This is a genomic window from Streptomyces sp. NPDC053432 (genome assembly GCF_055585365.1).
In genome coordinates this window covers 139,050-152,094 of sequence record NZ_JBVJKF010000019.1, presented here as the reverse complement: position 1 = coordinate 152,094, position 13,045 = coordinate 139,050, and the positions used below count along the sequence as shown (strand labels likewise).

Here is a 13,045-nt window from a genome sequence, read left to right as displayed (position 1 = left end):
GCCGGCGCAGCCGGGGCCGAGGCGGACGGCGCGGCGGAGGCCGGGGACGGCGCAGCCGAGGCCGGGCCGGAGGCCGAAGCGGACGGCGCGGCAGGGGCCGGGGACGGCGCAGCCGAGGCCGGGCCGGAGGCCGAAGCGGACGCCGCAGCCGGGGACGGGCCGGAGGCCGCGGGGGCCGGGGACGGGCCGCAGGGCCCGGGTGGGGGGCCGGGGGCGCAGCCCCCGGTTTCGGGAAGGGGCGGGGTGGGGGAAAGCCCCGCAGGGTCCGACCCGCACACCGAGCCCACCGGCACCGGGGACGCGGCTGCGGAGGCCGAAGGAGGCCAGGCGAGCAGCGAGACGGAGCCCACCGGCACCGAGGGTGCGGACGCGGAGGCCGCGGGCGGCAACGAGGCCGCGGGCGGCGACGCGGCGGGCGGCAACGAGGCCGCGGGCGGCGACGCGGCCGCGGCGGCGGAGTTGAGTGAGGCGCAGGCCGAGCTCGCCGCACAGCGGGTCGAGCGCGAGCGCATCGCCCGCCGCAAGGCCGAACGCACCGCCCCCGTGGACGCCGGGGCCAAGCTCAGCGGAAAGGCCGCCGACCTGCTGGCCGCCGTACGGGCCGTGGAGAGCGGCGCCAAGGCACCGGGCGGGCCGGTGTACTTCGACGAGGGTGCGGGCGCGGACGCCCCGCGGAAGGCGGCGCCGGCGCAACCGCAGCGGCCCGCCCCCGCCCCGGCGGCCGTCACCCCCGGCGACGTGGAGGCCGTACGGGCCGTGCTGGCCCGGGGTGGCGCCCCCGAGGCACTGGCCGCCCAAGCCGCGACCGCGCTCGGCGACGCCGCCGCCGAGCAGCTCGCCGAGAACCCCTGGCGGCTGCTCGCGGTGGCCGCCGTCCGCCCCGCCCAGGCCGACGGCTTCGCGCGCGCCCTGCTGGGCCCCGAGGCCGGCCCGGGCGACGAGCGCCGCACCACCGCCCTGGTGGGCTGGCTGCTGGCGCAGGCCGGGCTGAAGGGGCACACCGCGCTGGAGGCCTCGCTGCTGGAGAAGGCGCTGGTCCAGTACGGGGTGCCGGATCCCGCCGAAGCCCTGGAACAGGCCATCGCCGAGGGCTCGGTGCTGGTCTTCCACGAGCCCCTCGGCCCGCCCGCCCAGGAGGGCGAGGAGCAGCCCGTACGCGTGCTCGTGGGCCTGGAGGGTTCCGCCATGGCCGAGGAGAGCCTCGCCGACGGCCTGGCCCGGCTGGCCAACACCTTCGACAGCCCGGCGGACTGGACCGGATCCGAGCTGATCCGCGCCGTCGCGGGCCACGGCCTGGTCACCCACACCGGCGGCGAGGCCGCCCGCGCCGAGCCCCTGGCCCTGCTGGCGGCGGCCCGCGAACTCGGCCTGCGCGCCTGCCTCGCCGCGCACGCGCCCACCCCGGACGGCGTCACCGTCGCGGGGCTGCTGTCCGGCGCGGAGGGTCCCGGCCGGGACGCGGACGGGCAGTTCGCGCTGGACCTCCTGATCGTCCTGGACGCCCCGCAGCTGGACGTGGAGACGGCGGCGGCGCTGGTGGAGTCCGTTCCCGACGGGGCCCGGCTGGTGCTGTCCGGCGATCCCGCGGTTCTCGGCTCGGCGGGGGCCGGGCGGGTGTTCGCGGATCTGCTGGCGGCCCGGTTCTGCCCCCAGGTGGTCTCCCGCGTGCCCGACCCGGGCCCCATCGGAGAGCTGGTCTCCGGGATCGGCATCGGTGAGCTGGCCCAGGTGGACGCCCCCGGCAAGGAGGTCGTCATCGTCCCGGTGCGTGACGCCGGGGAGGCGGTGCACCGGGCCGTTCAGCTGGTGGCCGAGTCCGTGCCGCGGGCGTTCGGGATCCCGGCCGACAGCGTGCAGGTGATCACCCCCGGCCACGGCGGCTCCGCGGGCACCCGGGCGCTGAACGCGGCGCTGAAGGAGCGGCTGAACCCGGGCCCCGGCCGGTTCGGCGGCTTCGACCCGGGCGACCGGGTCGTCCACGTGCCCTCGCCCGGGCGGGCCCTGCCGGCCCGGGTGGTGTCGGCCGACGCCGCGGGCCTGCACCTGGACCGGGCGGGCGAGCGGGTTGTCGTGGCGAAGGAACTCGTCGAGTCGCAGGTGCGGCACGGCTGGGCGGTGACGGCGCACCAGGCCGTGGGGGCGCGCTGGCCCGCGGTGGTCGTCGTACTGCCGGGCGACGCGGCGCAGGCCCTCTCGCGGGACTGGGTGTACACGGCGTTCGGCCGGGCCGAGCGGCACCTGTCCGTGGTGCACGGTGTGGACCAGGCACTGCCGCGGGCGGTCGCGGAGGTGCCGGCGAAGCCGCGGACGACGCGCCTGACGGGCCTGCTGGCGTCCCTCGCGGCGGCCGCGGCTCAGCGGCCGGAGTAGCGGCCTGAGTAGCGGCCGTGACGGCCGGAGGCCGTGACGCCGGCCGATGAGCGGCTGGGCGGCACGGCCTCCGGTGCGGTCCGGTCGCGGTTCGAGCGGGTGCCGAGCGCGGCTCAGGCCGGGGTGAGGCCCGGCTCCTCGTCCTCGTCGAACTCGTCGATGTCCTCGTCGAAGACGGAGCTCACGTCGAACCGGTGCAGGACGTCCTCCGCGTCCGTGTGCCCGAACGGCGAGGCCAGCCACTCCCCCGGCTCCGCCATCTCCTCCGAGGCCGCGATCCAGAGCGTGGAATCGCCCTCCTCGAGCCCGAACTCCTTGTAGCGGGAGGCGATCTCGTCGGGCTCGTACTCCCCGAAGAGCACGCCCAGCGCGCCGGCGGTGCCGCCGTGGACGAGTTCGGCGTCCCGGTCGTGCGCGGCGACCCGTTCGGCCTGCGCGATCAGCCGCGGCGGTTCGACGACGGCGTAGTCGCGGCGGATGAGCACGCTGAACGCGGCGGGCTCGGCGGGGCCGCTGTAGGGGACCCCGTCCTCGGGGCTGGGGATCTCGAAGGGCGTGACCTCGTCGTAGCGGTCGTAGAGGAGTTCGTCGTACTCCTCGGCGGCGGCGGCGAGTTCGTTGAAGGCGGCGTAGACCGCGGGGTCCTCGTCCCCGGTCCTGCGCTCGACCGCGGCGAGGTGACGGTCGAGGGCGGCCTTTACCGCCTCGGCGGCGGCACGTACCTCGGCAACAGTGGGCAGAGCGGCATCAGACATAGAGCAGACGCTATCCGTAGCAGGCCTCTGCCCGCACAATAGATAGCGATGCCGGAATACGAATTTGTCGACGTGTACGTGCCTCGCGGGGTCCCCCGCAAAGAGGCGACCCGCCTGCTGACCGACCATGCCGAGTACGGGAACTGGGAACTCGACCGGCTGACCCTGCACCGGGACGGCAGCCGCCGCGTGCGGCTGCGCCGCCGGATCATCCGCCAGGTCCGCGCGACCTGGTGACCTGGCGTGACGCGGGCCCCGGCGCGCCGGGGCCCGCGTCCTGATCAGCCGTCAGGCGGCGTTGCGGGCGCGGCGGTAGAGCACGCTGCCGGCCAGCAGCAGCCCGCCGGCGAGCGGAAGCCCGGCGGTGAGGACGTCACCGGTGCCGGTGGCGGCCAGTCCGGTTTCCGGGGATGTGGCGGGAGTCACGGGGCCCCCGGCCCCGGCGTCACCGGAACCACCGCTTCCGGGTCCGCCCGGAGTGCTGACCTCGCCCGGCTGCGCCGGAGTACCGGCGTTGCCCGGGAGCTGACCACCAGGCGTACCGGGCGTACCCGGGGTGCCCGGCACGTGACCGCCCGGTGTTCCAGGTGTGCCCGGGTTGCCCGGGAGGTGCCCGCCCGGTGTTCCGGGCGTACCCGGGTTGCCCGGGACGTGACCGCCCGGTGTTCCGGGTGTGCCCGGGTGGTGGCCGCCGGGTGTGCCCGGATTGCCCGGCGTGCCGGGGCCGCCCGGGTGGCCGCCGGGGCCGTGGTCGTCGCACGGGGGTTCCGCCGGGCCCGGCCTGCCGCCGTGGCCCGAGTCGTCGGAACAGTGGTTTCCGAAGGCCGGGTTGAGCAGGCCGACCACGGAGATGGTGTTGCCGCAGACGTTCACCGGTGCGTCCACCGGCGCCTGCACGTTGTTGCCGGACAGCACGCCCGGCGAATTCGCCGCGTGTCCGGAGGCGCCGGAGTCCGCGTGCGCGTACCCCCCGCCCAGTGCGAGGACACCCCCTGCGGCAGCCATGGTGATCAGGGTCTTCCTGGTGGCCGGTGCCGGTCGTCGTCGCATGTTCGCTCGCCCCTCCTGTGTTCTTTCTCGGCCAGGCTCCCCTGCCTGTCACGCCGAAGACGATCAGAATTCCGGGCCTGAAAGCCCGGTGGCCCCGGAGCGCTGGAATGCGCTCCGGGGCCCAAGACTTCAGACGCGTCAGGCGTTGACGCAGGTGTTGCCGAAGGCCGGGTTCAGCAGGCCGATGACGTTCACCGTGTTACCGCACACGTTCACGGGGACGTGGACGGGGACCTGGAGCACGTTGCCGGACAGGACACCCGGCGAACCGACGGCCGCGCCCTGGGCACCGGCATCGGCGTGGGCCAGGCCCGCACCCGCGAGAACCACAGCACCGGTGGCAGCCGCAGCGGCGACAACCTTCTTGATCATTGTTCCTCCTAGTAGGCAATGCGGTCCCAGCCGCGGACCGCAACACCTGTAACGAGGAGGGATCACCGGGGCTACGAGCGTATGAGCGCATTCACTCTTCTCAGTGGAATCCGTACACCCACCCGATTCACCGCCGTCAGGCGTTGTCGATGAATCGGTCGAGCACACGGACACCGAACTTCAGCCCGTCCACCGGCACCCGCTCGTCGACGCCGTGGAACATCCCGGCGAAGTCCAGCTCCGGCGGCAGCTGCAGCGGCGCGAAGCCGAAGCAGCGGATGCCGAGGTCGTCGAAGGACTTGGCGTCCGTACCGCCGGAGAGCATGTACGGGACGGCGCGCGCGATCGGGTCCTCAGCACGCAGGGCGCCCTGCATGGCGTCCACCAGCCGGCCGTCGAAATCCGTCTCCAGGGCCTTGTCCCCGTGCACGTCCTCCCGCTTCACGCGCGGGCCGAGGATGCGGTCGAGGTCCGCGAAGAACTCGTCCTCGTAGCCGGGCAGGAAGCGGCCGTCGACGTGGGCGCTGGCCTGCCCGGGGATGACGTTGACCTTGTAGCCGGCGCCGAGCATCGTCGGGGCGGCCGAGTTGCGCAGGGTCGCACCGACCATCTTGGCGATGCCGCCGAGCTTGGCGAGCGTGGCGTCCATGTCGTCCGGGTCCAGCGGGGTCCCGAGCGCGTCCGAGAGCTCGTCCAGGAAGCTGCGCACGGTCTTGGTGACGCGCACCGGCCACTGGTGGCGGCCGAGGCGCCCCACGGCCTCGCAGAGCTCCGTGATCGCGTTGTCGGTGTTGGTCATGGAGCCGTGGCCCGCGGTGCCCTCCACCGTGAGCCGCATCCAGTGCATGCCCTTCTGGGCGGTCTCCACCAGGTACAGCCGCAGGTTCTCGTTCACGGTGAAGGAGAACCCGCCGACCTCGCCGATGGCCTCGGTGACGCCCTCGAAGAGCCCCGGGTGATGGTCGACCAGGTGCCGGGCCCCGTAGATGCCGCCGGCCTCCTCGTCGGCGAGGAAGGCCAGCACGATGTCGCGCGGGGGCTTGCGGCCGCTGCGCATGCGGTCGCGGACGACGGCCAGCGTCATCGCGTCCATGTCCTTCATGTCGACGGCGCCCCGGCCCCACACGCAGCCGTCGGCGATCTCACCGGCGAAGGGGTCGTAGGTCCAGTCGGCCGCGTTGGCCGGAACCACGTCGGTGTGCCCGTGGATCAGCAGCGCCGGGCGGGAGGGGTCCTCGCCCTCGATCCGCGCGACCGTGGAGGCGCGCCCCTTGTGCGATTCGAAGATCTGCGGCTCCAGGCCGACCTCGGCGAGCTTCTCCGCGACCCACTCCGCCGCCTTGCGCTCACCGGGGCCGGAGTGGTCCCCGTAGTTGCTGGTGTCGATCCGGATGAGGTCCCGGCAGAGGTCGACGACCTCGTCCTCGCCCGAGACGGCCCTGCCCGCGTTCGACTCGCTCACGCTGCTTCCTCCCACTGATCGGTACCGAACTGCCCCCATCCTCCCGCCCCGGCCCGCTCTCCCCAAGGGAGATCCCCGGCCACCGGGGGGTGTGATCGAGGACCCCGGAATGTTTGGTAATGTTTTCCACGTCGGAACGGCCCGCGAGGGACGCGAGACAGACACCTTGTCCGGGTGGCGGAATGGCAGACGCGCTAGCTTGAGGTGCTAGTGCCCTTTATCGGGCGTGGGGGTTCAAGTCCCCCCTCGGACACAAGAGCGAGAACCCCACTTCGGTGGGGTTCTTTGCGTTCGCCGTGTGCGGTGTCCCGCCCGGCCGGTACGGCATCATGGCCCCTGACCGGCGGACGGGGGAATCGGAAGTGGCGCAGGACGGTCCGGGCAACAGCACGGTGATCGGTGGCCGTTACCGGCTTCGGCAGCGGCTGGGCCGGGGTGGCATGGGGACCGTCTGGCGGGCCGAGGACGAGCTCCTCGGGCGGCAGGTGGCCGTGAAGGAACTCCACGTCGACGGCGGCACGCGGGCCATGAGCGCGCTGCGCGAGGCCCGGGTCCTCGCCGGGATCAGCCATCCGCACGTCGTGGTCGTCCACGACGTGGTGGAGCACGAGGGCGTGGCCTTCATCGTCATGGAGCTCGTCGAGGGCGGCTCGCTGGCCGACCGGCTGGCCACGGCCGGGCCGCTGACGCCCGGGGAGACGGCACGGCTCGGGGTCTCGCTGCTGGGCGCGCTGAGTGCGGCGCACGCGCGCGGGGTGCTGCACCGGGACGTGAAGCCTGCCAACGTGCTCGTGGAGGCGGGCACGGGCCGGGTGGTGCTGACCGACTTCGGGATCGCCCGGCTGGCCGGGGCGACGACGATCAGCGAGGCCGGGGCCTTCGTGGGCTCGCCCGAGTACACGGCGCCCGAGCGGATGAAGGGCGCCGAGGCCGGGCCGGCGGCGGATCTGTGGTCGCTGGGCGCGCTGCTGTGCGCGGCCGTGACCGGGGAGTCGCCCTTCCACCGGGATTCGGTCGGCGGGATCCTGCACGCCGTCGTCTTCGACGAGATCCGGCCGCCCGCCCGGCTGGGGCCGTTGCGTCAGGTCGTGCTCGGTCTGCTGGAGCGCGACCCCCGGCTGCGGCTGGACGCGGCCGGGGCGGAGCGACTGCTGTCCGCCTGCGCGGCGGGCGGGGACGAGGGGACCCCGGAGCCGGAGCCGGCGCCGGCCGAGGTCGTGGCGTACTCGCCGACCGAGCGGGCCACGCGGCCGGACGGCCCGCTGCCCGGGGAGCCCGCAGCGCCCGTGAGGTCCGGGCGGCGCACGGCGGCGGTGCGCGTGGGGCTGGTCGCGGCGCTGCTCGCGGCGACGGTCGCCGGCACGGTGACCGCGACGCGGCTGATGAGCGAGGACCGGGACACGGGGAAGGGGGGCGCCGCGGCCCTCGCGTCCGCCGGGCCGTCGTCCTCCCCGGACCGGGCGGCCCCGGGGAGTGCACCGGCCCCGCCCGCGGCGTCGCCGGCGGCCGGGTCGGTGCGGCCCGCGCCCGCCGGGTACCAGGTCGTGTCCGACGTACAGGGTTTCAGCCTGGCCGTGCCGGCCGGGTACCGGCGCACGACCGACGAGCAACGGGTGTTCTACGGATCGCCGGACGGGGCCGTGCGCATCGGGATCAAGGTGGCCGCGGCGCCGTCCGGCGGGCCGCTGGGGGTGATGCGGCGCGCCGACGCCGACGGCGCGGAGACGAATCCCGGGTTCCGGGAGAACAAGGTGGTGGCGACGACTCACGACGGGCTCCCGGCGGCCCTGTGGGAGTTCACCTGGGACGGTTTCACCCGCGCCGAGGGGGCCCGCCACACCTTCGACCTGTGCTGGGAGCAGGACGGGGTGCTCTACGACGTGTGGGTGTCGGCGCCCGTCGGCCGGGCGGCCGAGGCGCGCGGCCATTTCGACGCCGCGCTGGATTCCTTCGTACCGGCCGGCCGGGGCGCCGCGCAGCCCTGACGGCGCTCCCGGCGGGCACGTGGGGACGGATCAGCCGCGGGAGGCGGCGATCTGGGCGACGCGGCCGCGGACCAGGTACCAGCCGCCGACCAGGGCGGCGGCGATCGCGGGGACGAAGAGGACGGTGGTACGGCCCACTCCGCCGTCGCACCACATCAGGACCAGGACCGTGACGAGGAAGGCCAGCGTGACGAGCTGGGTGTACGGGGCCCAGGGCAGCCGGTAGGCGGGGCGTTCGACGCGGCCCTGCTTCGCCCGGCGCCAGAAGTGCAGCGAGCAGAGCATGACCATGGCCCAGGTGCCGAGGATGCCGAGCGAGGCGAAGTTGAGGACGATCTCGAAGGCGTCCTTGGGCATGAACTTGTTCAGGGCGACGCCGGCCAGGCCGAAGGCGGCGGTGAACAGGACGCCGCCGTAGGGGACCTTGCCCTTGTTCATGCGGGCGGTGAAGCGGGGCGCGGAGCCGGACATGGCCATGGAGCGCAGGATGCGGCCGGTGGAGTAGAGGCCGGAGTTCAGGCTGGAGAGGGCGGCGGTCAGAACGACCAGGTTCATGATGCCCGCGGCGCCGGGGACGCCGAGCTTGTCGAAAACGGTGACGAAGGGGCTCTGGTCGGAGCTGTACTCGGTGTAGGGGAGCAGCAGCGCGAGCAGGACCACGGAGCCGACGTAGAAGAGGCCCACGCGCCACATGATCGAGTTGATCGCCTTCGGCATGATCTTCTCGGGGTTCTCGGTCTCGCCGGCGGCGACTCCGCACAGCTCGACGGAGGCGTACGCGAAGACGACGCCCTGGACGACCAGGAGCATCGGCAGCATTCCGGCGGGGAAGATGCCGCCGTTGTCGGTGATGGAGGCGAGGCCGGGGGTGTGGCCGCCGATGTCGTGGCTGGTGGCGACGAGCCAGATGCCGACGACCAGGAAGATCACCAGGGCGGCGACCTTGACCAGGGAGAACCAGAACTCCATCTCGCCGAAGTACTTGACGGAGATCAGGTTGGCGGTGAGGACGACGGCCAGGGCGATGAGGGCGAGGACCCACTGGGGGACGTCGGTGAACAGCGACCAGAAGTGGGCGTAGGTCGCGGCGGCGGTGATGTCGGCGACGGTGGTGGTCGACCAGTTCAGGAAGTACAGCCAGCCGGCGGTGTAGGCGCCCTTCTCCCCCATGAACTCGCGGGCGTAGGAGACGAAGGCTCCGGAGGAGGGCCGGTAGAGGACGAGCTCGCCGAGGGCGCGGACGACGAAGAAGGCGAAGACGCCGCACACCGCGTAGGCGATCGCCAGGGAGGGTCCGGCTCCGGCGAGGCGGCCGCCGGCGCCGAGGAACAGGCCGGTGCCTATCGCCCCGCCGATTGCGATCATGTTGATGTGGCGGGACTTGAGGTCCTTGCTGTAGCCCTCGTCGCCCGCGTCGGTGTGGCGTGCGGACGGCTGGGCGGGGGCCTCGGCCAGGGTGCGGTCGGTCATGTACGACTTCGCCTTCGTGGGGTGGACAGGCAGACCGGGCCGCCGCGCGGGGGAGCTGGGTGGTGTCCCCTGTGCGGCGGTCCGGGTGTTTTGATCGCCCCAGGAGACCATGAGGGTCCGCCGGCCGCCAAAATCGCACCGTACGCATCGAAGCCCCCGACGACCTTGGAAAGGGGTGCCGGGGGCTTCGCGGGCGCTGGAATCCGGGGTTTTCGGGGGGTGCGGGCGTCAGCTGCTGCGCTGGTTGTCCGGGGTGGCCTCCGCGGCGGCCTGGTCGAGGCGGAAGGCCTCGTTGCCCAGGCCGATGCGGGCGTGCGCCTCGGGGCGGCTGCGGCGCAGCACCAGTCCGTACGCCAGTCCGACCACGGCGGCGGCGCCGATGATGCCGGGCAGGAGGAGGCTGAGCACGGAGCCCTTCTCGGCGCCGACCAGGACGCCGAAGTCCTTGACGGTCAGGACGGCGATGGCGAGCAGGGCGATCCCGGCGGCGCCGGCCGCCACGAGTCGCCAGACCTGGGCGCCGGCGGTGCCGCGGCGGACGAAGAAGGCGATGACGGCGAGGGAGGCGGCGGCCATGAGGAGGGTGACGCCGAGGGCTCCGACGCTGCCCATCCAGGTGAAGAGGTGCAGGACGGGCGCGGTGGGGTCGCCGGCCGGCTTGTCGTCGGTGACGGCGAAGGCGATGACGACGAGGACGGAGACGGCCGTCTGCAGGAGGGAGCCGGTGCCGGGGGCGCCGGTGCCGGCGTTGGTCCGGCCGAAGGCCGCCGGGAGGAGGCCTTCGCGGCCCATGGCGAAGGCGTAGCGGGCGACCACGTTGTGGAAGCTGAGCATGGCCGCGAAGATGCCGGTCACGAAGAGGACGTGCAGGACGTCGGTGAAGGCGGTTCCGAGACGGTCCCCGGTGAGCTGGAAGAGCAGGCCGGGGCCGGCCTCCGCGGAGGTCCTGACGACCTCGGAGGGGCCGGTGGCGACGGTGAGGGCCCAGGCGCTGAAGGCGAAGAAGAGGGCCACGAAGCCGACGGCGAGGAACATCACGCGGGAGACGACGATGTGCGGCCTGCTGGTCTCCTCGGCGTAGACCGGGGACTGCTCGAAGCCGACGAAGGCGGCGATGCAGAAGCAGAGCGCGGTGCCGAGGCCTGCTCCGCCGAGGGTGGCGGGGTCGAAGGCGTGCAGCGAGAGGCCTTCGGGGCCGGGCTCGGCGAGGGCGGAGACGTCGAAGATCACGACGAGGGCGCACTCGATGAGGAGGAGGACGCCGAGGACCTTGGCGTTGAGGTCGATCTTGAGCCAGCCGAGCGCGCCGGTGAGGGCGACCGCGGCCAGGGCGGGTATCCACCAGGCCAGTTCGGTGTCCAGGTAGGTGGCGAAGAGATTGGACACCTCGAAGCCGAGGATGCCGTAGACGCCGACCTGCATGGCGCTGTAGGCGACGAGGGCGACGAAGGAGGCGCCGGCGCCCGCGGTGGGGCCGAGGCCGCGGGCGATGTACGCGTAGAAGGCGCCGGCGTTGTGGACGTGCCGGCTCATCTCGGCGTAGCCGATGCCGAAGAGGGCGAGGACGACGCCGAGGATGACGAAGAGGAGGGGCTGGCCGACGACGCCCATGACACCGAATGTCGTGGGCATGACACCGGCGACGACCATCAGGGGCGCGCTGGCGGCGAGTACCGACAGCAGGAGTCCGGCGGTGCCGAGCCGGTCGGCGCGCAGGGCGCGGTCCGTCCCCTTGTACGTTCTTATGTCGGCCGGGTCCTGGAGCGTGGTGGAGCTGCCCGTCGGCATGGCAGGTTCCTTTCGGGGGGGTGGTCGGGGGCGTCAGGCGGTACCGAGGGCGGCGCCGCGCGCGGCGAGGAACGCCTTGTGCGGGTCGCGGTCCGGATAGGACCACGGGGCCGGGGTCGCGTGCCTCCCGATGCGGTGGAAGAGCGCGGCGGCCTCGGCGGGGCGGCCCTCGCAGAGCTTGGCGTGGGCCAGGTAGTTCAGGTCGACCCGGTTGCGGGGATGGTCGTCGCGCTCCCATTCCAGCCACCAGTCGAAGGCGGCGCGCAGCACCTGGCGGGCGCGCCGGCCGGACCAGTGCTGGCCGTCGCTGCCGAAGGTGTGACCGTGGGCGGCGGCGAGCACCCGGTAGCGCTCGGCGTGCGCGATGACGGGGAGCACGGCGAGCGGGGAGTCGGCCGGGGCCTCCTCGGCGGCCCAGGCCGCGAAGTCGTAGACCTCGTGGAGCGGGTCGTGGCCGGCGCCGGGGGTCCGTTCGGCGAGCTTGGCGACCATCAGGTGGTGGGCGTGGTGGTGTTCGCGGTGGCGGGCGCGGACCTGGTCGAAGTGACGGCTGAACTCCTCCTCGGTGCCGAACACCCGGGACAGGAGCAGCAGCCCGAGCCACGGGGTGGGATCCGCGGGGAGCAGGGCGGCGGCGCGGCGGCAGGCCTCCTCGGCGGCGGCCGGTGTGTCCTTGCGGCGCAGTGCCCGGAAGACGGCGGCGCAGGCGAGGAGGGTGGCCGCGTCGGCGCTGCCGGGTTCGGCGAGCAGCCACTCACGGGCCCATGCGCCGGCCGCGGGGGTCTCGGCGAGGACGACGACGCGGTGGCCGCGGCGGTCCCAGTCGTCGCCGGTGGCGACGAGGAGGGAGCGCGCCTTCGCCCAGCGGCCCTGGGTGAACTGCGCGCGGACGTCGACGAGTTCGGCGTCGCAGAGGGCCGGGTCGAAGAGCTGGGCGTCCCGCTTGCGGGTGCGGCCGAGGGGCGGCGGAGGCGGGGACATCCGCGGTTATCCCTCCAGGACACGGTCGGTCGGGGATCACGCCGGTGAGCGAGCCCGTGATCACGCACAGCAAAGCGGTAGGCCCAGCTCCGAGTCAAGGTCCAGTCCACTGGGTGGCGTGTTTCAACTGCTTTGTGCCGAGTGGCAGTTGGGATGGTTGTGCCAGTTCGGGGCTGTCCGTGCCGGGTGGCCGTAGGGTGAGCGCATGGCCGACATCGATGATCTTCCGCCGTACGAGCTGGGGTTCCCGGGGCCGCTGCGCGACCAGTTGGTCGCGGCGGTGCTGAGCGGGGCGAAGACGGCGACGACAGGGTTGCTCGCGGGGTACGAGGCGGCGGGCGAGGCGCCGCCTCGGGCCGGGCAGCGGACGGCGCTGGTGTCCTCCGCGGGGTGCCGTGTGGCCGTCCTGGAGGTGACGGAGGTACGGGTCGTACCGCTCGGTTCGGTGGACCTGGCGCACGCGGTGGCAGAGGGCGAGGGGTACGCCTCGGTGGCCGAATGGCGCGCCTCGCACGAACGGTTCTGGCACGGGGTCGCGTCCCGCGAGTTCCTCGGCGATCCGGGGTTCACGGTCGACGACCACACGCCGGTCGTGACGGAACGTTTCCGCCTCGTGGAGACCACCGGTCGCTAGGCCGCCGCCGTCTTCTGGTGGGCTGTCCGGGGCGTCGAACGCCGGTGCTCGGCGGCCCGGCCCGGCGGCCCCTGCCGGCGGGCCGGGCCGGGGTGCCGGGCCGGGGTGCCGGGCCGGGGTGCCGGGCCGGGGTGCCGGGCCGGGGTGCCGGGCCGGGGTGCCGGGCCGGGGTGCCGGG

11 protein-coding genes, 1 tRNA gene and 1 pseudogene are annotated in these 13,045 nt (G+C 73.9%); 5 read left to right on the top strand and 8 right to left on the bottom strand.

Annotation, left to right across the window (positions count from 1 at the left end):
* Positions 1-243 precede the first annotated feature (243 nt).
* Positions 244-2,370, top strand: a complete 2,127-nt coding sequence (locus ACZ6Y1_RS27860) for a helix-hairpin-helix domain-containing protein (RefSeq protein WP_469635534.1) — start codon at positions 244-246, stop codon at positions 2,368-2,370.
* A gap of 113 nt (positions 2,371-2,483) precedes the next feature.
* Here ACZ6Y1_RS27860 and ACZ6Y1_RS27855 read toward each other — a convergent pair whose 3' ends face one another.
* Positions 2,484-3,125 carry a hypothetical protein gene (locus ACZ6Y1_RS27855; RefSeq protein ID WP_469635531.1) on the bottom strand — a complete coding sequence of 214 codons (642 nt, stop codon included), beginning with the start codon at positions 3,123-3,125 and terminating at the stop codon, positions 2,484-2,486.
* Between the two features lie 48 nt (positions 3,126-3,173).
* Here ACZ6Y1_RS27855 and ACZ6Y1_RS27850 point away from each other — a divergent pair, with 48 nt between their 5' ends.
* On the top strand, positions 3,174-3,362 hold the full coding sequence (locus ACZ6Y1_RS27850) for a DUF5703 family protein (protein ID WP_031146791.1): 189 nt from the start codon (positions 3,174-3,176) through the stop codon (positions 3,360-3,362).
* Between the two features lie 51 nt (positions 3,363-3,413).
* Here the strand turns inward: ACZ6Y1_RS27850 and ACZ6Y1_RS27845 are convergent, their stop codons facing one another.
* From ACZ6Y1_RS27845 to ACZ6Y1_RS27835, 3 genes are all read right to left on the bottom strand, one after another.
* Entirely contained in the window at positions 3,414-4,175 is a 762-nt protein-coding gene (locus ACZ6Y1_RS27845; protein WP_469635528.1) for a chaplin, read from the bottom strand.
* 138 nt (positions 4,176-4,313) lie between these two features.
* Positions 4,314-4,547 carry a chaplin gene (locus ACZ6Y1_RS27840; RefSeq protein ID WP_376661507.1) on the bottom strand — a complete coding sequence of 78 codons (234 nt, stop codon included), beginning with the start codon at positions 4,545-4,547 and terminating at the stop codon, positions 4,314-4,316.
* A 136-nt stretch (positions 4,548-4,683) separates the two neighbouring features.
* Positions 4,684-6,009 (bottom strand): M20/M25/M40 family metallo-hydrolase, encoded by a 1,326-nt coding sequence (locus tag ACZ6Y1_RS27835; RefSeq protein ID WP_469635523.1) that lies wholly within the window; start codon positions 6,007-6,009, stop codon positions 4,684-4,686.
* Between the two features lie 168 nt (positions 6,010-6,177).
* Between ACZ6Y1_RS27835 and ACZ6Y1_RS27830 the strand changes: the two genes are divergently transcribed.
* Positions 6,178-6,262: transfer RNA gene (locus tag ACZ6Y1_RS27830), tRNA-Leu, on the top strand.
* Between the two features lie 109 nt (positions 6,263-6,371).
* On the top strand, positions 6,372-7,994 hold the full coding sequence (locus ACZ6Y1_RS27825; RefSeq protein WP_469635521.1) for a serine/threonine-protein kinase: 1,623 nt from the start codon (positions 6,372-6,374) through the stop codon (positions 7,992-7,994).
* A gap of 30 nt (positions 7,995-8,024) precedes the next feature.
* On the opposite strand, the gene ACZ6Y1_RS27820 is transcribed toward ACZ6Y1_RS27825, so the two are convergent.
* The 3 genes from ACZ6Y1_RS27820 to ACZ6Y1_RS27810 all read right to left on the bottom strand — a co-directional run bounded on the left by ACZ6Y1_RS27820 (position 8,025) and on the right by ACZ6Y1_RS27810 (position 12,233).
* Entirely contained in the window at positions 8,025-9,464 is a 1,440-nt protein-coding gene (locus ACZ6Y1_RS27820; RefSeq protein WP_469635518.1) for an amino acid permease, read from the bottom strand.
* Between the two features lie 228 nt (positions 9,465-9,692).
* The gene (locus ACZ6Y1_RS27815) at positions 9,693-11,252 is read right to left on the bottom strand and encodes an APC family permease (RefSeq protein WP_469635515.1); all 1,560 of its coding nucleotides are present in this window, start codon (positions 11,250-11,252) and stop codon (positions 9,693-9,695) included.
* A gap of 33 nt (positions 11,253-11,285) precedes the next feature.
* On the bottom strand, positions 11,286-12,233 hold the full coding sequence (locus tag ACZ6Y1_RS27810; protein ID WP_469635512.1) for a hypothetical protein: 948 nt from the start codon (positions 12,231-12,233) through the stop codon (positions 11,286-11,288).
* A 205-nt stretch (positions 12,234-12,438) separates the two neighbouring features.
* Between ACZ6Y1_RS27810 and ACZ6Y1_RS27805 the strand changes: the two genes are divergently transcribed.
* A complete protein-coding gene (locus tag ACZ6Y1_RS27805; RefSeq protein ID WP_469635509.1) occupies positions 12,439-12,867 on the top strand; it encodes an ASCH domain-containing protein in 429 nt (142 codons plus the stop codon).
* On the opposite strand, the pseudogene ACZ6Y1_RS27800 reads toward ACZ6Y1_RS27805, so the two are convergent.
* Positions 12,864-13,045, bottom strand: a pseudogene (locus tag ACZ6Y1_RS27800) (hypothetical protein); the annotation flags it as partial. The gene ACZ6Y1_RS27805 and the pseudogene ACZ6Y1_RS27800 overlap by 4 nt on opposite strands.